At 70.1% G+C, this 19,760-nt stretch carries 17 protein-coding genes; 8 read left to right on the forward strand and 9 right to left on the reverse strand.

Features of this window, described 5'->3' with window-relative positions:
- Window positions 1-22: 22 nt before the first annotated feature.
- Window positions 23-2,692: a YhgE/Pip family protein gene (locus tag ACT3T9_RS04760; RefSeq protein ID WP_444606053.1), complete on the reverse strand. Its 2,670-nt coding sequence runs from the start codon at window positions 2,690-2,692 to the stop codon at window positions 23-25.
- On the reverse strand, window positions 2,689-5,472 hold the full coding sequence (locus ACT3T9_RS04765; protein WP_444606054.1) for an MMPL family transporter: 2,784 nt from the start codon (window positions 5,470-5,472) through the stop codon (window positions 2,689-2,691). The genes ACT3T9_RS04760 and ACT3T9_RS04765 overlap by 4 nt, the downstream gene beginning before the upstream one ends.
- A gap of 205 nt (window positions 5,473-5,677) precedes the next feature.
- Between ACT3T9_RS04765 and ACT3T9_RS04770 the strand changes: the two genes are divergently transcribed.
- The 5 genes from ACT3T9_RS04770 (at window position 5,678) to ACT3T9_RS04790 (ending at window position 10,321) form a co-directional block, all read left to right on the forward strand.
- Window positions 5,678-6,343: a TetR/AcrR family transcriptional regulator gene (locus tag ACT3T9_RS04770; protein ID WP_441445586.1), complete on the forward strand. Its 666-nt coding sequence runs from the start codon at window positions 5,678-5,680 to the stop codon at window positions 6,341-6,343.
- Window positions 6,344-6,540: 197 nt separating this feature from the next.
- Entirely contained in the window at window positions 6,541-7,341 is an 801-nt protein-coding gene (locus ACT3T9_RS04775; RefSeq protein ID WP_444606055.1) for a GH25 family lysozyme, read from the forward strand.
- 104 nt (window positions 7,342-7,445) lie between these two features.
- The gene (locus tag ACT3T9_RS04780) at window positions 7,446-8,213 is read left to right on the forward strand and encodes a queuosine precursor transporter (protein ID WP_444599714.1); all 768 of its coding nucleotides are present in this window, start codon (window positions 7,446-7,448) and stop codon (window positions 8,211-8,213) included.
- Between the two features lie 122 nt (window positions 8,214-8,335).
- Window positions 8,336-9,790, forward strand: coding sequence for a multidrug effflux MFS transporter (locus ACT3T9_RS04785; protein WP_444599715.1), 1,455 nt, complete (start codon window positions 8,336-8,338; stop codon window positions 9,788-9,790).
- Between the two features lie 27 nt (window positions 9,791-9,817).
- Complete coding sequence (locus tag ACT3T9_RS04790; RefSeq protein WP_444606056.1) at window positions 9,818-10,321, forward strand: putative immunity protein; 504 nt, start codon at window positions 9,818-9,820, stop codon at window positions 10,319-10,321.
- Between the two features lie 609 nt (window positions 10,322-10,930).
- Here the strand turns inward: ACT3T9_RS04790 and ACT3T9_RS04795 are convergent.
- From ACT3T9_RS04795 to ACT3T9_RS04805, 3 genes are all read right to left on the reverse strand, one after another.
- A complete protein-coding gene (locus ACT3T9_RS04795) occupies window positions 10,931-11,521 on the reverse strand; it encodes a GNAT family N-acetyltransferase (protein ID WP_441445581.1) in 591 nt (196 codons plus the stop codon).
- A gap of 1 nt (window position 11,522) precedes the next feature.
- On the reverse strand, window positions 11,523-12,224 hold the full coding sequence (locus tag ACT3T9_RS04800) for a 4a-hydroxytetrahydrobiopterin dehydratase (RefSeq protein WP_441445580.1): 702 nt from the start codon (window positions 12,222-12,224) through the stop codon (window positions 11,523-11,525).
- A 164-nt stretch (window positions 12,225-12,388) separates the two neighbouring features.
- Entirely contained in the window at window positions 12,389-12,958 is a 570-nt protein-coding gene (locus ACT3T9_RS04805; RefSeq protein ID WP_442332078.1) for a maltokinase N-terminal cap-like domain-containing protein, read from the reverse strand.
- A gap of 97 nt (window positions 12,959-13,055) precedes the next feature.
- On the opposite strand from ACT3T9_RS04805, the gene ACT3T9_RS04810 reads away from it, so the two are divergent.
- Window positions 13,056-13,826: a hypothetical protein gene (locus tag ACT3T9_RS04810; RefSeq protein ID WP_444606057.1), complete on the forward strand. Its 771-nt coding sequence runs from the start codon at window positions 13,056-13,058 to the stop codon at window positions 13,824-13,826.
- Here ACT3T9_RS04810 and ACT3T9_RS04815 read toward each other — a convergent pair.
- The 4 genes from ACT3T9_RS04815 to ACT3T9_RS04830 all read right to left on the reverse strand — a co-directional run bounded on the left by ACT3T9_RS04815 (window position 13,792) and on the right by ACT3T9_RS04830 (window position 17,697).
- Window positions 13,792-14,508, reverse strand: coding sequence for an ABC transporter ATP-binding protein (locus ACT3T9_RS04815; protein WP_442332076.1), 717 nt, complete (start codon window positions 14,506-14,508; stop codon window positions 13,792-13,794). The genes ACT3T9_RS04810 and ACT3T9_RS04815 overlap by 35 nt on opposite strands.
- Window positions 14,509-14,528: 20 nt before the next feature.
- Complete coding sequence (locus tag ACT3T9_RS04820) at window positions 14,529-15,182, reverse strand: FtsX-like permease family protein (protein ID WP_441445576.1); 654 nt, start codon at window positions 15,180-15,182, stop codon at window positions 14,529-14,531.
- 12 nt (window positions 15,183-15,194) lie between these two features.
- A complete protein-coding gene (locus ACT3T9_RS04825; RefSeq protein ID WP_441445575.1) occupies window positions 15,195-16,844 on the reverse strand; it encodes an ABC transporter permease in 1,650 nt (549 codons plus the stop codon).
- A gap of 223 nt (window positions 16,845-17,067) precedes the next feature.
- On the reverse strand, window positions 17,068-17,697 hold the full coding sequence (locus tag ACT3T9_RS04830; protein ID WP_441445574.1) for an HAD-IA family hydrolase: 630 nt from the start codon (window positions 17,695-17,697) through the stop codon (window positions 17,068-17,070).
- A 65-nt stretch (window positions 17,698-17,762) separates the two neighbouring features.
- Between ACT3T9_RS04830 and ACT3T9_RS04835 the strand changes: the two genes are divergently transcribed.
- Together ACT3T9_RS04835 and ACT3T9_RS04840 are read left to right on the forward strand one after the other, a co-directional pair.
- Window positions 17,763-18,566 (forward strand): TSUP family transporter, encoded by an 804-nt coding sequence (locus ACT3T9_RS04835; RefSeq protein WP_441445573.1) that lies wholly within the window; start codon window positions 17,763-17,765, stop codon window positions 18,564-18,566.
- A gap of 96 nt (window positions 18,567-18,662) precedes the next feature.
- Window positions 18,663-19,751 (forward strand): PAC2 family protein, encoded by a 1,089-nt coding sequence (locus ACT3T9_RS04840; RefSeq protein WP_444606058.1) that lies wholly within the window; start codon window positions 18,663-18,665, stop codon window positions 19,749-19,751.
- Window positions 19,752-19,760: the final 9 nt, after the last annotated feature.

A 19,760-nucleotide genomic window follows, 5' to 3' on the forward strand; every position in this document is an offset into this window, starting at 1 on the left:
GGACTTCCAGTGACTGCTCCCGTCAGGCAGCCGCCGGGACCGCCCCCGCGCCCACCCGCACGGAACGCCGCGCGAAGCGGGCCCTGCGCGAGGCCACCAGGGTCAGCAGCAGCGACACCGCCGCCCACGCAACGATTCCCAGCAGGGTGCTCGAGGTGCTCACCAGCGACCCGCCGAGCGCCGCATGGACCAGGCCCTGGGTGACGATCGACAGCGGCATCAGCGAGCCGATCGACTGCAGCAGCTCCGGAGCAGTCTGCACCGGCACGATCCCCACCAGCGTCACCACCTGCAGCACCATCAGCACGATCGAAGAGATCCGGCCGATGCGATCGCCCAGCAGCGTCAGCAGCATCTGGTGCAGCGCGGCGAACATGACCGCCCCGGCGAAGGCCACCAGTCCCACCGACAGCGGGGACAGCGGCGAGATGCCGATGGCGGTGAGCACCGACAGCACCGCGACGGTCTGCACCACCGCGATCAGCAGCGCCGGTGCCAGCGAGCGCAGCACCACCTGCCACATCGGCAGCGCCCGGTCCAGCAGGCTGCGCCGCAGCGCCGGCAGCAGCAGGAAGGTGCCGAAGGCGCCCAGCCACAGCGCGAGCGCGGTGACGAAGGGGAAGGTGGCGGTATCCGCCCCGTTCGCCTCGTTCTGCCGCTCCACCTCGGTGCCGACGGGAGCGGCGGCCATCTCACCCATCCGGGTGCGCTCGGCCTCGGTGTACGAGGGCACGGAGTCCGCGCCCTCGCGCAGACCGCCGGCCAGCTCCTCGGTGCCCTCCGCGAGCCCGGTGGTGCCCTCGGCCAGCTCCTCAGTGCCCTCCGCGAGCTCCCCGGAGCCATCGGCCAGCTGCTGATTGCCCTGCGCCAGCTGCTGCGCGCCGGTGCCGAGCTCGGTCGCCCCCTCGGCCAGCTGATCGGTGCCATCGGCGAGGGTTCCGGCGCCATCAGCGCTGGTCCGGGTGCCAGTGGCGAGCTGCGAGGCGCCCTCCGCGAGCTGGTCGACGCCGTCGGCATACCGCACCAGCCCGTCATGCAGGCCGCTCACCCCGTTCACCAGTTCTCCGGCGCCGTCGGCGCTGGTGCGGGCGCCGGCGGCGAGCTGCTGCGCGGCCGCGGTGAGCCCGGGGTTCTCGGCGGTGCCGTCCCCGTCGACGGCGGACGCGATGCCCTGGGCGTAGGTCACCACGCCCTCGGTGCCCTGGACCAGGCCCGGCTGCTCGTCGGTGCCGTTGATGCCGTCGGCGATCTGCTGGACGCCCTCGGCAGCGGTCGTCGCGCCGTCGCCCACACCCTGCGCGGTGGCGGTCAGGCCGGGGTTCTCGACGGTGCCGTCACCGTTCACGACCGTCGAGGCTCCCTCCGCGTACCCGAGCATGCCCTGGGCCTGCTGCTTGATCGCCTGGGCGTTCGGGTCCTCGGGATCCTCGAGGAGCATCGCGTCGGCGGTCGCGTCCATCTGGAGCGCCAGCTCATGCATACCGGGGTTCTCGGCGCTGCCGTCGCCGTTCACGATGGTTGAGAGGCTCTCGCCGTAGGTGACCACTCCCTGCGCGCCCTGGGCGAGGCCCGGCTGCTCGGGCGTGCCGGCGAGCCCGTCGGCGGCCTGCTGCGCGCCCTGGCCGAGCTCCGCGGTGCCCTCTGCGACGCCCTGCGCGGTGGGGACCAGGCCGGGGTTCTCCGCGGTGCCGTCGCCCGTGACCGCGGTTCCGGCCTGGGAGACGCCGTCCGCGAACTGCTCGATGCCGGTGGCGAGCTGGTCCGCGCCGGCCTCGAGACCCGGGTTCTCCGCGGTGCCGTCGCCCTCCACGCCGGCGGCGAGCAGCGAGGCGCCATCGAGCAGGCCCGGCTGGCCGTCGGTGCCGTTCATGCCGTCCTGCAGTCCGAGGACGCCGTCGGCGAGATCCTCACTGCCGGTGGCCAGCTCGTCGAGTCCATCGGCGAGCGTGCGGGTCCCGTCGGCCGCCTGCCAGGTGCCGTCGGCGAAGGTCCACACCCCGCCGGAGAACTCGTGCGCGCCCTCGGCCGCCTTCTCGGTCCCGTCGGCCAGGGTGCGGGTGCCCTCGGCGAGCTCCTGGGTGCCGCTGTCCAGATCGCTGGTGCCCTCGGAGAGGTCCTGCGCACCGTCGGCGGCATCGCGGAAGCCCTCGCCGAGGTCGTTGAAGCCGAGGTAGAGGCCGTCGAGGTACTGCTGTGCCATCTGCCCACCCATGGTGGAGGCGGACGCCTCGGCGATCGCAGTGCCCACCAGGGCGTTGATCTGGCCGCTGGCGTCGTTGGTGGTGACCTCGAGGATCGCCTGGGTGGCCTCGGGGGTGCCGATCGTGGCCAGATCCTGGGAGAAGTTCTCCGGGATCACCACCACGGCGGAGTAGGTGCCGTCCTGGAGACCCTGCGCGGCATCATCCTGGCTGGTCAGCTGCCAGTCGAAGCCGGTGGTGTCGGGGGCGTCCTGCCCCTCGACGGTGCCGGGCTGGGTCAGGGACCCGGCCAGCAGCCGGCCGAAGGGGACGGTCTGGACCTCGCCGTCGGCGTTCTCGATCTCAGCGCCCGCATCGAGGTTCACGACCGCGGCGGGCACCGTGTCCAGGCGGTCCACGCGCCCGCTGAGCGCCCACATGCCCAGTGCGGCCACCAGCAGCGGCAGCACCAGGACGACGATCAGGGTGCGGGGGTGCGTGAGGCGGTTCATGCGAGGGCTCCTTCGAGGGAGGACGCGGTGTCTGGAGACGACGCGGTGGAGCGTTGGACGGACAGGGCGAGCAGCCGGCGCGGATCGCGCAGGCTCCCGGACAGGTGGCGTTCGGCGTCGACGGGACGGTCGGTGCGGGAGCCGACGATCACCGTGGCGCCCTTCTCCAGCAGTGCGTCGAGGCGTTCGATGAGGGTGTCGTCGCTGACAGCGGCGGCGTGGGCGAGATCCTCGATCTGCTCGATGACGATCACCGCCCGGCCGATGCCGTGGCCATCGATCTCAACCAGCCGGTGCGCGACAGGTGCGCCGGCGCCGATCCAGTGAGCACGTCCCTGGATCGCCCCGAGATCGTCAGGGGCCAGGCGGTCATGGACGGCGAGGATGCCGGAGGTCGGGGTGTGGCGACCCGCGGCGAGCGCGAGGAAGGTCGCGCGCGCGGCGTCGTCGGGCGCGCGCACCACCAGCAGGGTGCCCGGGGCGATGGAGCCGGTGAGCGGACCCACGGTGCCGGAGGCACCGAGCAGAGGCGCGACGACCTGGTCCAGACGCAGCGCGTGCTCGCCGTGCTCCCCGGTCCAGCGGCGGTGCTCGAGCACCGCGGCCAGCCCCTCGCCCTCGACATCGACCGTGGGCAGCGCGCGGGACAGCCATCCCGGCAGCCACCAGGCATGCCGTCCCAGCAGCGCGAGCACTGCGGGGACGAAGGTCATCCGCACCACGAAGGCATCGACCAGCACCCCCACCGCGAGCGCCACGGCGATCGGCTGCAGCATGAACCAGCCGGAGGTGACGAAGCCGGCGAACACCGCGACCATGATCAGTGCCGCGGCAGTGACCACCGGGGCGTTGGCGGTGAAGCCGCGTTCGATCGCGCCGCGGGCATCGCCGGTGTGCACGAACTCCTCGCGCATGCGGGAGACCAGGAAGACTTCGTAGTCCATGGCCAGGCCGAACAGCACGCCCATCACCATGATCGGCATGAAGGAGACGACGGGGCCGTTGACGTGCACGAACAGCGGTCCGTTGAACCAGCCGTACTCGAACACCATCGAGGTCACGCCGAAGGCCGCGGCGACCGAGAACAGATAGCCCACGGAAGCCTTGATGGGCACCCAGATGGAGCGGAACACGAGGGCGAGCAGGATCAGCGAGAGGCCCACCACGAACAGTGCGAAGGGCAGCAGAGCACTGGAGAGCTTGTCGGTGACGTCGATGCCGACGGCGGTCGCACCGGTGACCGTCACCTCGGAGATCGCCAGCTCGTCCTCCCAGCCGTCGGCGCTGCCGCGCAGCTCGGCGACCAGGTCCTTGGTGGACTGGTCGGTGGGCCCGCCGTCGGGGACCACGACCACCACCGCCATGTCGGCACCCCGGTTGGGGGTCGCCATCTGGATCTCCTTGACGTTGTCGAGGGAGGCGATGTCGCTCTCCAGCTCGTCGACCACGCCGAGCGGATCGGTGGTGTTGATGATGTCGGCCGTGACCAGCAGGGGTCCGTTGTAGCCGGGGCCGAACTCCTCGGCGACCAGGTCATAGGTGTCGCGGGCGGAGGTGCCCTGCGGCTCGGTGCCGAGATCGGGCAGTGCCAGCTCGAGGTCCTTGATCGGGATCGCGAGGGCGCCGACGCCGATGATCACCAGCAGGATCGTGAGCGCGGGCACCTTGGTCACCAGGCGCACCCAGGTGCGGCCGAAGCTCCGACGGGGTCGCGCGTCCGGCTCCGGGGCCGGCAGCGTCCCGCCGTGTTCTGCCATGGCCCGGCGGATCCTGCGCGGGCGCAGACGTTCACCGAGGATCCCCATCATCGCCGGGAGCATGGTCAGGGCGACGACCACGGACAGGGCAACGGTCGCCGCTGCGGCGACGCCCATCACGGTGAGGAAGGGGATGCCGGTGATGAACAGGCCCACCAGCGCGACGATCACGGTCAGGCCGGCGAAGATCACGGCGCTGCCGGAGGTGGCCAGGGCCTTGCCGATCGATTCGTGGACGTCATCGCCCTGGCTGAGCTGGTCGCGGTGGCGCGAGAGGATGAACAGGGCATAGTCGATGCCGACGGCGAGGCCGAGCATCGCGCCGAGCGCGGTGGTCACCGAGGGGATCTCGACCCCGGCGGAGAGTGCGACCAGGGCGAGCATCGAGACGCCGACGCCGACGACCGCGGTGATAATCGGGATGACCGCGGGGACCAGCGAGCGGAACACGATAGCGAGGATCAGCAGCGCGACGATGACGCCGATCACCTCTCCGGCGCCGAAGGGGATCTCGGCGCTCTGGAGCACCTGGCCTCCGACGTGGGTCTCGAGCGACGGGGTCTCCGCCTCCTCGATCAGCTGCGTGATCTCGGCGATGGACTCCGCGGGGTACTCGCCGTCATAGGGCTCCATCTGGAACTGGGCGATGATCGCGGTGTCGTCCTCGGTGCGGGTGCCGGGAGAGAGCTCGTCGAAGGGGGAGGGGGCGGCGGCGACGCCGTCGACGGCGGCGATCTCCTCCATGAGCGTCTCGATCTGGTCCTGATGCTCATCGACCGTGGTGCCGTCGGGGGCCACCAGCACCACCTGGCCTGCGGTGCCGCCCAGCTCCGGGAAGCGCTGGGCGAGGGCATCGATGCCGCGCTGTCCCTCGGTGCCGGGGATCTGGATGTCGGTGGCGAAGGTGCCGCCGAGGCCCACGGCGAGGCCGCCCACGATGAGCAGCAGCGCGGCCCAGGCGCCGACGATCTTCCAGCGCAGGGAGGCCATCAGACGACCGAGGCGGTACAGGGACGAGGACACGCGACCTCCAGTACGGGCACGAGCAGGGGGAGACGTCGGACCGCCCCACTGGAGACGCCCACGCATTCGATACACGAACGTATCGGTGCGATAGTATCGGCTGGTCCTCACGGACATCAACGTCCCCTGAGCATCACCGGGGTGAGAGTCATCCCACCCGCCCTGCCCTGCCGCAACCTGTCCCACCGCATCCCCATGAGGAGCCATGAGCGATCTGTTCGAGCCGCTGCCCGAATCCGCCGGCACCCGGCGCCGGGAGAACACGCGCGCGAAGCTCGTGCGGGCCTCGCTCGAGGTCTTCGTCGAGAAGGGCGTCGACGGCGCGACGGTCGACGACCTCGCCAAGGCGGCCGGGTTCACCCGCGGAGCCTTCTACTCGAACTTCTCCACCAAGGAGGAGGTCTTCACCGCGCTGTTCGACGAGGTGACCGCGGAGCTCATCGGCATCGCGAACAGCTCCGTCGAGGACGCGGTGACCCAGGCGTCGGCACAGAACTCCCAGCGCCTTCCCGACCTTGACGATGCCGACGTGATGCTCGCGGTGTTCGAGGGGATCCGACCCTTCGGCCGCCAGTGGTACCTGCTCTACTCCGATGCGATCGCGCACTCGCTGCGGGACGAGCAGATGCGGGTGGAGCTCGCCGTGCAGCGTGAACGGCTGCGGAACGAGATCGGCGCCATGCTCTCGATGCGGCTCGAGGCAACCGGGGCACGCGCACTGCTGGCGCCGGAGGATCTCGCGCAACTGCTGATCGGCATCTTCATCGACCTCATGCTGCGCGAGCACATGGAGCAGCGCGACGTCACCGAGCTCGCCGCGACCACCATCCTGGGCACGCTGCAGGCCTTCATAGCGCCGCGCGCGGACTGAGTGCCCCGAGAGGGCTGAGCGCCGGGACACGGCTGTGGGCCCGCTTCGGCGCGGTCTGCCCGATTCGTCGCGACACGCCGAGTTCTGCAGCTGCGGACCCCATGGGGGAGCGGTCCCGCGTACGGTGGCGGCGGTGTGACGGTCGTCGCACTGACTGTTCCTGCTTCCCCAGCTTCCCCGCTTCCCCAGGAGACGCCATGTCGTCCTATCGACCCCGCCATCTCACCCCTCCTCCCGTTCCCGCCGAGCCCGGCGGCGCCTCGCGCCGGTCCGTCCTGCGCGGAGGAGTCCTCGGTGCTGCGGCTCTCGGCACCGGCACGGCCGCTCTGGCGGCCCCGGCGGCGAACGCGGCCGGCATCTACGGCCAGGACGTCTCCGGCTGGCAGGGGGAGGTCGACTGGGCCGCCCAGGCCGAGCTCGGCTCCCGCTTCGCGTACGTCAAGGCGACCGAGGGCCGCAGCTACCGCAGCCCTGCCTTCAATCACCAGTACACCGGCGCCGGGAACGCGGGCCTCCTGCGCGGCGGCTACCACTTCGCGCGCCCCGACTCCGGAGGCCCCGAGGAGCAGGCGGACTTCTTCCTCAACAACGGCGGCGGCTGGAGCGAAGACGGCATCACCCTGCCCGGCATGGTCGACTTCGAGGGGTACCACGGCCTGCCGCGCGACTACGGTCTCTCCCGGCAGGAGATGCGCGACTGGATCGTGGGCTTCTCCGATCACTACCGTGAGCAGACCGGCCGCCGACCGGTGCTGTACACGAACCTCCACTGGTGGAACGACGTGGTGGGGGAGTGGACCCCGAAGAATTCCCCGCTCTTCCTCGCCTCCTACTCCTCCTCCCGCCCCAGCACGCTGCCGGGCCGCTGGTGGGGTTGGGAGATGTGGCAGTACTCGGACTCCGGTCCCTTCGCCGGCGACTCGAACCTCTGGCATGGCAGCGAAGAGCAGTTCGCGCGCTTCGTCGGCGAGTACGACTACGGCGCCGACGGCATCTGAGCCTCCACCGGACTCCGTCACACCGGCCGGGCCGGGCCCTGACCGCGCGTGGTCTTGACCCGGCCCGCGTGGTGTCGGCCCGGCCCGCTGTGTACCCTGCCCCGGTGAACACTGAAACACCCCCCACCCCCTCCGCCCAGCACTCTGGACGCCCGGCCGGCGCCGTCTACGCCGACCGGGGCAGCTCTCACTTCGACATACTCCTCGCCGCCATGGTCACCGTGGTCGTGCTCTCAGGGATCGGCGCTGCCAAGGGCGTCAGCTTCGGAACCATCCCCGGCACCGGCTTCGAGATCATCACCGATGGTGGCTTCTTCCTCTTCCCCCTGGCCTATGTGCTCGGCGACATCATCACCGAGCTGTACGGCGCCCGCAGCGCGCGCCGCGCGATCATCACCTCCTTCGCCGTGAGCATCCTGGCCTCGATCAGCTACCAGGTGATCATCGCGCTGCCCCCGTTCCCCGATGCCTACGGGCTGGCCAAGCAGGAAGCTCTCGAACTGGCTCTGGGGCCGGTCTGGATCGTGGTGCTCGCCGGGCTCGCAGGCTTCCTCGCCGGGCAGAGCCTGAACTCCTTCGTGGTGACCCGTATGAAGCGGCGCATGGGGGAGAGGGGCCTGATCGCCCGGCTGTTCACCTCGAGCGGCCTCGGCGAGCTGGTGGACACGATCATCTTCTGCTCGATCGCCTCGGTCGCGATCGGCATCACCAGCTTCGAGCAGTGGGCTGAGTACACGATCCTGGGGTTCGTGTACAAGGTCGCAGTGCAGTACGCGATGATCCCGGTGACCTCCGCAGTGATCCGCTGGATGAAGCGCACTGACCCCAGCTACCAGGCGGGGCTGGCCGCGCGGGAGAAGCCCGCCGTGTGACGGCGCGGGCGTGCCGAGGACCTGTACGGGGCCGCGGACGCGCCTATAGGATTGCTGATCGGGCCAGGCAGGATCGCCGAGATCCTCCTGGCCCGACGTCTGCACTCCGTGAAAGGACCTCCGTGGCACCCGCCGCCGACGACACATCCCGCGAGGACGCTCGCGAAGAGCCCCCGACCTCCACCGGCTCGATCCCCACCACGACCGGATCCATCCCCACCGCGACCGGATCCATCCCCACCACCACCGGGTCCATCCCCACGATCACCGGTGCGATCCCCACCATCACCGGTGCGATCCCCGTGCTCGAGGACCCGGCGGACCACGAGATGGCCCGCCTCCCCGACGAAGAGCAGCTCAGCCGCACCCGCAGCAAGGTCACCGCGATGGTGATCCTCGTGCTCACCACGCTCAGCGCGATCGGCCCGCTCGCCACCGACATGTACATCCCGGCCTTCCCGGAGGTGGCCGAGGAGCTCGGCAGCACCGCCTCGATGATGCAGCTGACGATCACGGCGTTCTTCCTCGGCACCGCGAGCGGACAGATCGTCGCAGGCCCGCTCTCGGACCGCATGGGCCGCCGCATCCCGCTGCTGATCGGCATCGTGCTGTGCCTCGTGGCCTCGATCGGCTGCGCCCTCGCCGGGGACGTGGAGATGCTCCTGGTGATGCGCGTGCTGCAGGGCATCGGCGGCGGCTTCGGCATGGTGCTGGGCCGCGCGGTGCTGATCGACATGACCGACGGCCCGGAGCTCTTCCGGATCATGAACATCATGCAGGGCGTGGGCGGCGTCGCACCGATCGTCGCCCCGCTGCTCGGCGGGCTCATCCTGCTGGTCGGCCAGTGGCGGGAGGTGTTCGTCGTGATCGCCGCGATGTCCCTGGTCTCGCTGCTCGGCGTGCTCTTCCTGATCCCCGAGTCGCTGCCGGTATCCCGACGGCACTCGGGCGGCTTCCGCACCTTCCTGCGGAACGTGCACACGCTGCTGCGCCGACGGATATTCGTCGCGTACCTGCTGGTCAACGCCTTCTCCGCATTCGCGCTGATGGCCTACGTCTCCGCCTCGTCCTTCGTGGTCCAGGAGATGCTCGGCTTCTCCTCCAGTGAGTACTCGGTGAGCTTCGCGATCAACTCCGTGGGCATGATGGTGCTCTCGCTCCTCTCGGCGCGCCTGACCCGCACCATCCATCCCCGGGCCCTGATCCGCGTGGGTCTGATCGTGGTGTCGCTCGCGAGCTTCGCGCTGCTGTTCGGCAGCCTGTTCCTGGACACCCCGGCGTGGATCGTGCTCCCGGCGTTCTTCTTCACCGTCGCGCCGCAGGGCATGATCTTCGGCAACGGAGGCGCGCTCGCCTCGGACCAGGCCCGCGAGTTCGCCGGCACCGGGTCGGCGATGCTGGGCCTTGGCTTCTCCTTCTCCGCCTCGATCGCCGCGCCGCTCGTGGGCATCGCCGGTACCCACTCCTCGCTGCCGATGGCGATCACCATGGTGGTGGGCTGCCTGATCTCGGCGACGTTCTTCGTTCTGGCGGGCCGGGGGAGCGGCACCGCGAACCCCCACACCGTCGCAGCCTGAGCGGATCGGCCGCGAGATGAGCCAGTGATGATCCTGCCCGAGGTGCGTGATCCGCGGATGGTGACGATCCGTCGCGGAGGGACCCTGCGTGACGAGCACCATCAGCTGCTGGCTCGCTGGGCGGCCGACTGCGCCGAGCACGTGCTCGCGCTGTTCGAGACCGTCCAGCCGGGGGACGCGCGTCCCCGCGACGCGATCGTCGCGGCGCGCGCCTGGGCCGACGGCGAGATGTCGATGATGCAGGCCCGGACGCTGGGCGGGCACGCGATGGGCGCCGCCCGGCCGCTGCCCGGTGCCGCCCGTTTCGCCGCCTATGCCGCCGGGCAGGCCGCCTGCGTGGGCCACGTCGCCGAGCATGACCTGGGTGCTGCCGCCTATGCGCTCAAGGCGGTGCGCAGCGCCTCCGGCGACGACGCACTGCGCGGCGAGCGGGACTGGCAGCGCGCCCGCCTGCCGGCAGCGGTCCGGGAGCTCGTGCTCGAGGACCAGGGGAGTCGTGACGCGATCTGCTGGTCGGTCTTCTCTCTGTGAACTGGTGCTGCGCGCCGCGCAGCACAAGACCCTCGAGGAGGCTGCAGGAAAAGTCCGTGACGCCCATGCGGGTCGGCCTGCGGCATCCGATCGACGCGCGAAAAGAATCCCGTCGAGCAGAGCTGTGCCGTGACCTGCGACGATGCAGCAAACCTGCAGGTCGCAAGCACTTTACAAGAGAGTGCCGGGGGAGAGGTCGCCAGGAGCGTGCGGAGATCAGGGCTGCACGGAGAAGGTCTCCCGAAGCGGGCGATACAGCGTGCGAAAGATGTGTTCCTGAGTTCAGTTTTCAGATGCTGTCTCGATGGCCCGGATGCCCGGATCCCCGAGCTTTGGCGCAGGTTCGTCACTGTCGGTGCAACGCCGTCGATGGTGCCGAGGGCCGATGTTCCTGACGGCCTCAGTGGGATCCTGGACGAAGCCGTCGTGGGCGACACCTCGTAGGTAGTGCGCCTGAAGTGTCAGTGGTGCGGCGACACGGCCGACACATGCCCGGCCAGGCCCTTCATGCGCCGCCGATAATGCACGTTATGTAAAGTGGGCCTGGAGTGACGCGCAGAGAGTGCTCCCCTGACGGTTCTGTGTTCTGTGTCCTGTGTCTAGTCCAGCTCACGCTGGCTCCACGGTCATGACCATGACGCAGTTCTTCAGCCCCTTGGGTCGGTCGTAAGTGAAGCCGAGCCGCTCGTACAGGCGCCGGGTGCCGTTGTACAGGAACGACGAGGACATCTTCTTCGTCTGATGCGTCAGGTCGTGAGGATAGCTCTCGACCGTTCCGCCGCCGGCTGCCGCGATGTGCCCCAGCGCGCCGGTGATCGCCAATTCGGTCAGGCCGTGGCGCCGATACCGCTTGTCGACGAAGACACAGGTGATCCGGAAGTCCGGCGCCGCAGTGCTGGTGGCGTCGTACTGCTTGCGATGATGGATCGTCGGCAGCTCCTCCGGGGTGCCGTACTCGGCCCAGGCGATCGCCTCCTCGCCGTCCATGACCAACGCAGCGTGTGCTGTCCCCTGCTCGACGTGAGCCTTCTTCAGCAGGCGATTGCCCTCGAAGCTCTCGCCGCGCCCTTCGCAGGCCGGATGGAAGTACAGGCACCAGCAGCCGCCGAAGATGCCGTTGTGCCGCTGCACCAGAGCCTCGAAGGCAGGCCAGGTGCGGATGTCCAGCGGCTCGATGCGGTACGACGACCCTTCGGGCATGTCAGTCCCCTGTGCCCGCGATCGGCGCCGGAGCGCACACGACTCCCCTGTTGCCGTCCTGGTCGGTGATCACCACGAGCGAGGGCGCCTGACTGTCATCGACGACAGTCCCCCCGGCGGCCACGGCCGCCGCGATCCGCTGCGGCGCGACCTCCGGGGTCACGTACACCTCGAGATGGAACCGCTGCTCGCCCGCCTGTTGCCCGTCCCCGAACCACAGATTCGGGACCCGCCCCGTGGCATCTCGCACCTCGTCGCTCGGTGTCCCGCGGCCCTGGGCCGCAGGGTCCCCGGTCAGGAGCGCTGCCCATACCGGGGCGATGATCGCGGAGCTCTGGGTGTCGAGCCCGAGCTCGATGTGGCTGACCGCAGCCACCTCGGCGCGAAGATCGTGGAGCGCAGCGATCTCGGTGATGCGCCGTGCCAGGTCCAGGTCCCTCTGGGTGACCCACTGGACGACGTGCTCAGTCTCTCCGTCCCGATAGATCGCGTCGTCACTGACCAGCTTCAGATCGACATGACCGGCGTCCATCGATACTCGAGGCTGATGGCCGAGCTCGGTGCCGACCTCGCCGATGGCCACGAGGAAACGTGCTCCCGCTTCGAAGTCGTCGATGAGATACCGGGCGTGCAGGCCCTGGGCGAGTTGGCACCAGTCCGTCAGGCGGGCTGCGGCGATCTGAGCTGCTCCGAGCATCTCCATGAACGTGACCCTAGCGGTGAGGCGACGGTGGCGCCAGACCGCCGGACCCTCGGAAATCCCCTTGCTACTGCCGATGCGGAGCATTGCCTGGAGTTCGCCGATCCGGTGGGCCACCCGTTCTGCCTCACGCTGGTGGACATCCCCGGCTGAGCTGCGGGCGGTGCTCAGTACGCGACGACGACGCCGTCGCCGCCGGACCAGCGGGCACGCAGCCGTACGGCGCCGTCGAGATCACCGAGGGTGCGCGCGATGGTGAACGGCGCGCCGTCCAGCAGCTCATCCCCCGTCGGCGGCTGCTCGCCTTCGTCGACCTCGAGGCTGAGCGTCACGCTCTGCGGAAGCGTCTCGCTCAGCGTGCCGTCCTCGTCATAGATGTCGAGCGCCGCCTGCTGCTGCTCCCCACAGATCGCGCGCCGGAAGCAGTCCAGTGCGGTCTCGTCGGCCAGGCCGTCGTAGACGAAGCGCTCACCGAGCACCGAATGCTGCATGATGGCCAGCAGATGCTCGTCGGCACCGTCAACCCGGAGGGGTCGGTACGAGAGCGGCAGATGGTAGGTCGTCTCCCCCACGCGCACCAGATGGCACTCCACGCCGACCTCGCCCTCGGGGTCGTCGAAGCGGTAGGCGCCGAGGAGCACGAGCTCACCGGTCTCTCCCCAGGAACGCGAGGACAGGAAGTCGTGGAGGATCTCGGTCTTGTTGGGGCTGAGCTCGGCACGGTAGATGATCGCCATGGCTCCCACGGTAGTGCCCTGCTCCCCCGCGACACGCATGAGAGCGTCCACATCCTGGGTTCACCCCGAACTCATCGAAAGTTCATACACTCCCGATATGTCCACCTCGCCCTCCGCGCCCGCGGGCTTCAGACCGCTGTCCCAGTACCGGGTCGCCCTCCGCCTGATCGCGGTCGCCGCAATGATCATCGTGATCGCGCTGTTGTTCCTGCTCGCGCATCAGCGCACCACCGGGCTGCTCTCGCAGAACCTGCACACCGTCTTCTGGTATTTCGATGTGGGCCGCGAGTACAACATGGCCACCTGGTACAACTCCGGACTGTGGCTGCTGCTGGGCGTCCTCGCCGCGATGATCGCCGTGACGGGATCAGCCCGACGCCGGTCCTGGTGGCTGCTGGCAGTCGTCGCCCTGTTCGCCTCGGTGGACGAGTACCTCGAGGTGCATGAACGGCTGGACGTGCCCGGCAACCTGATCGCGGAGCATCTGCCCGTCACCATCGGCTTCTCCTGGGTGCTGCTCGGCGCCCCGATCGCCCTGGTGATCGTCCTCCTGCTGCTCCGCCTCGTCCTCTCCCTGCCCTCACGTGCACGCAACGGACTGTTCCTGGGAGGCGCGCTCTTCCTCGCCGGAGCGATCGCGGTCGAGACCCTCAACGGGCGCATCCTGGCCGGGAACGACGGCATCGTCAACAACGCCTATATCTACAGCACGATGCTCGAAGAGCTGCTGGAGATGAGCGGGATCGCGGTCGCCTTCGCCTCACTGCTGAGCCTGATCCAGCGCGATCCCGAAGCACGGGTCCTGCGACTGGATCCCGCGCTGCTCCCGGACGTCAGCCGTTCCCAGGAGCCGGCCGGTCGCCGCTGATCCGACCATCGGCCAGGGCGATGATCCGGTGCGCGCGCTGCGCGACCTGGGCGTCATGGGTGACCAGCACGATCGTCGTCCCCTCGGCGCTGATCTCAGCAAGGGCATCCATCATCTCCTCGGTGGCTGCGGAGTCCAGCGCTCCGGTCGGCTCATCGGCCACCAGCAACCGAGGATGGTTGATGAGTGCCCGGGCGAGAGCCACCCGCTGCAGCTGCCCACCGGAGGCTTCACCGACTCCACGCTCGGCGAGATCGTCGACGCCGAGCTGCGTCATGAGCTGCTCGGCTCTGGTGCGCAGCACGGTGCGCTGCTCGGTCCGGGCAAGCAGCCCCGGCAGCAGCACGTTGTCCAGCAGCGAGAGGTTCCGCAGCAGATGGAACTGCTGGAACACGATGCCGATCTCCAGCAGTCGGCGGCGCGAACGTGCCTTCCCGTCGAGCGTGCTGTGGTCCTCCCCCGCCCACAGCACGCTGCCGTCGGTGGGGTCCTCGAGACCGCTGAGCGTGTACAGCAGGGTTGACTTCCCACAGCCGGAAGGGCCCATCACCGCGAGGAACTCCCCGTCCGCGACCGTGAGATCGATGTCGTGCAGGATGGTGGTCCGCTGCAGGCGGCGCGTCACTCCTCTGGCCTCGAGCAGCGGAACGTCCAGGCCGGTGGTGCTGAGGGTGGTGGTCATGACGGTCTCCTCCGAGGGGATCATTCCGTGGTCTGGGCGCGCACGTCGGCGGTGCGCAGCCGGCGGCAGGTCCACAGCGTGGCGAGCGTGGCGATGGTGCCCAGCAGCAGCGGCATCGCGATTCCGGTCAGCAGCGGATCGACGACGAGATCGATCCGGCTGGTGCCCTGGAACAGATGCTCCATCCCCCCGAACATCCCCTCGATCAGGACGTTGAACAGTCCCTGTCCCAGGGTGAGGGAGAGTGCGGCACCGGCGACCAGGCCGAGCAGCAGGGTGACCAGCATCCGGATGAGGTACGGGGCGCGCAGCGTGAGGGGCGAGGCACCCAGCGCCCGCTGGACGGCGAGCGGGGAAGCATCGGTGGCCAGCCAGAGTCGGGAGATCATCACCGCCAGCAGTGCGGCCAGGGCCACCGCCGCCGCCGAGGCCAGCGCCGCGGCGACGCTGATCCGCTCCGCCACCGGACCCAGCAGCTGGGACCGGTACACCTCGGTCTCCGAGACCCGGGCGTCGGTGAGCTGAGCGGACAGATCCTCGGCGACAGCGGCGGTCTCAGCGCCCGGGGTCAGGGCCGCCCCGAGCACGTACCCGATCACCTGCTCGCCCTCCGCGGGCAGCATGCCCCTGGCGGTCCGCCCGCCGTTGGTGAGGTCCTGATAGGAGCCGACCACCTCCAGCTCCTGTCACTGCCCCTGGACCTGGATCGGCAGCTGGTCCCCCACGGAGACCCCGGCCTCCGCCAGCGACAGCAGCGAGAGGGCGATCTCCACCTCGCTCCGGGGCGCTCGTCCCTCGGTGTAGATGCCGGGCGTCGCGGAGCGGTCCCCGCTGGAGACGGCCAGGCCCAGCTCCTCGCCCTCATCGGTCTCGACGAGATGCCGGGTGGTGACCAGGGCGGTGTGCTCGGCCACGCGGGCGTCGTCGGCGAGCGTGCGGCGGGCGCTCTCGAACCGGTCGGTGCTGTCCTTCCCGGTGTGCGGCAGATCGATGCGCACATCGGCCGCGCCCAGTCCGAAGTACGCGGAGAACTGCGGAGAGGACAGCGTGGTGGCGATCGAGGTGGGCACCATCACCAGCAGGGTGCACACGGCGAAGACCGTGACCAGCAGCGGTGCTGAGCTGCCGCGGCCCAGCAGGGACATCAGCCCCAGGCTCACGCCGACGGGCAGGGGTGAGCGGCGCAGGCGCAGGCGGCCCGGTCCAGCGGCGTCGCCGACCGAGCCGCTCCTGCGCAGCACCTCGAGCGGCCCGATGCGGCGAAGTCGGCGCAGCAAGCCTGCGACCATGGCGAGCACTCCGAGCACCAGCAGCATCGCGGCCAGGGCCGGCACGATCACTACGCGGACTCCCCCGGTCTCGCCGAGGAAGCGGGTCAGCCCCGAGGAGAGCACCCGCTCGAGCGCGATGCTGCCCAGCAGTCCCAGCGCTCCCGCGACTCCGGCGAGGGTGCCGTAGACGAGCAGGTGGAGCGTGCGCACGTCGCGGGCGGAGATCCCGATGGCGGTCATCACCGCGATCTCGCGACGGTCCCGCGCGAGCGCCGTGCGCAGGGCGAGGCGGAGGGTGAGCATCCCGATCACCAGCACCATCCCGGCGGCCAGCAGCACCAGCGCCGCGACCAGGCCCTCGGCGAACACGGTGAACAGTATGAACGCCGAGCGGTCCACCGACGGGCCGGCCGCGGGCAGGCCCGCCTCCTGGTAGGCGGCGCGCACGGTGGTGAGGTCCCGGGAGCGGTCCTGGACCCAGAAGCTGATCAGGTGCTCCCAGGTCCCGGTGTGCTCGGCCACCGCGGCGAGGTCCTCGGCGCTCACCGCGAGCCGCTTGGAACCGGCGATCGCGGGGCCCATGCTTGAATCGCGCAGGAATCCCGCGACCTCGAGGTCCAGGCGGAAGCCGTCCGGGGCGGTGAGAGTCACGGTGGAACCGGCGGCGAGGCCGGAGTCCTCATACAGCAGCGGGAGCCAGATGGTGCCGGGCTCGACATCGATGATCGGGCGGTCCTGCAGGCCCAGCAGCAGATCTCGTTCATGGCTCGGGACCACCAGGGAGTTCTGCTGCACGTTGCTGGACTGGCTGGCCCCGTCGAAGAACAGCTGCGCGCCGTCGATCCCGAGCAGGGGCGTGACCTGGTGGGCGGTGATCTCGGGGCGGTCGGCGGCGAAGTCGGCGATCTCGTCGACATCGACGTCGCCGGTGTGCAGCTGGGCGAGGTGCGGGGCATCGGCCCGCTCGATCAGGGCGTCGCCGCTGCCCACCAGGCGAGTGATCAGGCCGGTGCCGGCGCAGGCGAGCAGGACCGAGAGCATGATCAGTCCGGCCAGCGTCGTCATCACCGCGCGCTCCTCGCGCAGCTTTCCTCTCGCCATCCGCCACAGCACGGTTCCACGACCCTCCGCCGGACGCCGCTCGATGCCGCGCCGATCACCTCACGGTAGGGTCATGCTCCCGTGGTGACCAGTGATTTCAGGGGACCTGGCGGGAGTCTGAGGGGATCCCCCGCCTCCCTGCGGGGGTCAGCGGGAAGGAGCCTGCGGGGGTGGGCCGCTCCCCGTGTCACTGGACCGCTGGGCCGAACAGCGCGCCCAGGGCATACAGGGAGGTCACCCGCTCGGAGTCCCCGGCATCGAGGGCGATGCCGGCGGTCTCCAACAGCACCCCGCGCACCCCGGCGGCCCGAGCGGCCTCGACGTCGCCGGGGCGGTCCCCCACCGCGAGGCACTCCTCAGGCGCGAGCGCGTGCCGCGCGAGGAGAGCCAGCACCATCGCCGGATCGGGCTTACGCGCGAAGCCGTCGGGAGCGCAGACCATGTCGTCGACCGGCAGCTCCAGCGCCTCGATGAGCGCAGTGGCGCTCCCCCGCTCCCGATGGGTCGCGACCAAGTTCAGCCCGCCCGCGCGGTGCACGGCCGCGAGCAGCTCATGGGCGCCCGCCATCACCGCCGGCGGATGCTGCTGCCAGTGCACCTTCGTCGCCTCGTAGGCGGTGCGCAGCCGGCGCTCGGGCACCTGGTGCCTGGCGGCGAGGGTGCTGATCGCGTGGGAGCTCGAGATGCGGGTCAGCTGCCCCACCTCGCGGAGCAGCTCCTCACCGGGCTGCGGATCGAGCGCCGATGCGAGGGCGCGGTCCACATCGGGATATGTGTCCACCAGAGTGCCGCCGAGGTCCCAGATCACTGCTCGCATGTCACCAGTCTGTCAGGGAGCGGACTGATTCGTCCCCCGCGCGGCAACCGGTGTTCACTGAACCGGTGCCCCTGCTCGATCAGCTGCTCCAGCTCTCCGCCCTCACGCTCGTGCTGCTCATCGGCGCCGCGTTCGTGGCGGGATGGGTGGATGCTGTCGTCGGCGGCGGTGGGCTGATCCAGCTGCCGGCACTGCTGACCTCCCTGCCGGCCGACGCCTCCACCGGCGCGGTGCTGGGCACGAACAAGGTCGCCTCTGCGGCGGGTACGGCGATCTCCTCCTGGACGTACATCCGCCGGATCACGCCCGTGGCCGCGACCGCTGTGCCGCTGGTGCTGTGCGCCCTCGCGGGGAGCGCCCTCGGCGCGGGCCTGGCCTCGTTCCTCCCCCGGGAGTGGCTCTCGCCCATCGTGCTGCTCGCTCTGCTCGGCGTCGGCACCTACACACTGCTGCGGCCCGCGATGGGGCTCGTGCACGAGCCGCGGCATCAGGGCCGGGCCCATGTGCTGCGCTCGGGCGGAATCGGCGGTGCGGTGGGCGTGTACGACGGCGTCCTGGGGCCCGGGACCGGCACCTTCTTCATCATCGCGATGGTGGCTCTGCTGGGGTACGGCTTCCTCGAGGCGAGCGTCCACGCGAAGCTCGCGAACCTCACCACCAATCTCGGTGCCCTGCTGGTCTTCGGGCTGCAGGGCGAGGTGTGGTGGATCCTCGGAGCGGTGATGGCGCTGGCGAACCTGGCCGGCGGCTACCTCGGTGCCCGGCTCGCGCTCAGGCTCGGCTCACGGTTCGTGCGGGTGGTGTTCCTGGTGGTCACCGGGGCGCTCGCGCTGCGCCTCGCGATCGACTCGGTGGCGCTGGTCACGTGATGTGTCCGCTCAGGATGGAATAGGCCCGCCGCGGACCTCGTTGCAGAAGTAGTCACCCGCGCCGCCTTCCCGCGGCCCGTCGCCTTGGAGGTCAAGATGGATCCGACGACCCTGTTCAGCTACGAGCGTCACGTCGACTCGCGCGCCCTGCGCGGTCGGACCCTGCTCGTCACCCTCGGGGCCTACAGCGATGCCGGCGACGCCCAGCGGCTGGTCGACGATCAGCTGCTGAACGCCCTCTCGAGCCGCGTCGTGGGCCGGCTCGACATGGACCAGGTGTTCGACTACGCGGGACGACGCCCCGAGGTGACCCTCCAGCTCGACCACTTCACGGACTACGAGAAGCCGGAGATCCTCCTGCACGAGGTGACCGCACCGGACGGCGAGACCTTCTTCCTGCTCACCGGTCCGGAGCCGTCGTTCCAGTGGGAACGGGTCGCGAACGCGCTGCGGATCGTGGTCGAGCAGCTCGGCATCGAGCGGACCCTGCTGCTGCAGGGGTTCCCGGCACCAGTCCCCCACACCCGTGAACTCCCCGTGACCCGTTTCGCCGGCGACCCGGACTCCATCACCGTGCGCCGCACCATGCCGGGGACCTTCCGGCTGCGCGCCCCCTTCACCGCGCTGCTGACGATGCGACTCTCCGAAGGTGGCCATGAGGTGGTGGGGCTGACGGTGCACGTCCCTCAGTACCTGCACGAGATGACCTATCCGGACGCGGCGATCGCCCTGCTCGGTGCGATCACCGAGGAGCAGGGACCGGAGCTGCCGCTGGACGCGCTCGAGACCCAGGCCGGACCGGTGCGCGAGGCGGTGGCGGCACAGATCGACGCTCAGCCCCAGCTGCAGGAGATGGTCCAGGGCCTCGAGAAGCGATTCGATCGGATGATCACCTCCGGTGCCGGCGCCGAAGTCCCCACCGCGGACGCGATCGCCGCGGAGGTCGAGGAGTACCTCGCGAGCTTCGACGCGGAGGGTGAGGACGGCAAGAGCAGCTCGGACCCTGACGGCCCAGGAGCGGCCGACGGCCAGGAGCCTCTGAACGGTCCAGCGAACCCCGGCGATCTCGAGACGCCGAGCGCTTCGGAGACGCCCAGCACGCCGGAGAGTCCCGGCGGGTTGGACTCGCCGAGCGGGCCGGACTCGCCGAACGGACCTGCGGACTCACGGTCCCCGGAGGCCTGAGCAGCGCGT

Origin of the sequence: Brachybacterium sp. AOP29-B2-41 (genome assembly GCF_052378395.1) — a bacterium.
GTDB lineage: Bacteria > Actinomycetota > Actinomycetes > Actinomycetales > Dermabacteraceae > Brachybacterium.

Coding starts and splice junctions, on each gene's coding strand:
- ACT3T9_RS04760 (WP_444606053.1), bottom strand. CDS start 2,692: ATGAACCGCCTCACGCACCCCCGCACCCTGATCGTCGTCCTGGTGCTG.
- ACT3T9_RS04770 (WP_441445586.1), top strand. CDS start 5,678: ATGAGCGATCTGTTCGAGCCGCTGCCCGAATCCGCCGGCACCCGGCGC.
- ACT3T9_RS04775 (WP_444606055.1), top strand. CDS start 6,541: ATGTCGTCCTATCGACCCCGCCATCTCACCCCTCCTCCCGTTCCCGCC.
- ACT3T9_RS04790 (WP_444606056.1), top strand. CDS start 9,818: ATGATCCTGCCCGAGGTGCGTGATCCGCGGATGGTGACGATCCGTCGC.
- ACT3T9_RS04795 (WP_441445581.1), bottom strand. CDS start 11,521: ATGCCCGAAGGGTCGTCGTACCGCATCGAGCCGCTGGACATCCGCACC.
- ACT3T9_RS04800 (WP_441445580.1), bottom strand. CDS start 12,224: ATGGAGATGCTCGGAGCAGCTCAGATCGCCGCAGCCCGCCTGACGGAC.
- ACT3T9_RS04805 (WP_442332078.1), bottom strand. CDS start 12,958: ATGGCGATCATCTACCGTGCCGAGCTCAGCCCCAACAAGACCGAGATC.
- ACT3T9_RS04810 (WP_444606057.1), top strand. CDS start 13,056: ATGTCCACCTCGCCCTCCGCGCCCGCGGGCTTCAGACCGCTGTCCCAG.
- ACT3T9_RS04815 (WP_442332076.1), bottom strand. CDS start 14,508: ATGACCACCACCCTCAGCACCACCGGCCTGGACGTTCCGCTGCTCGAG.
- ACT3T9_RS04825 (WP_441445575.1), bottom strand. CDS start 16,844: ATGACGACGCTGGCCGGACTGATCATGCTCTCGGTCCTGCTCGCCTGC.
- ACT3T9_RS04830 (WP_441445574.1), bottom strand. CDS start 17,697: ATGCGAGCAGTGATCTGGGACCTCGGCGGCACTCTGGTGGACACATAT.
- ACT3T9_RS04840 (WP_444606058.1), top strand. CDS start 18,663: ATGGATCCGACGACCCTGTTCAGCTACGAGCGTCACGTCGACTCGCGC.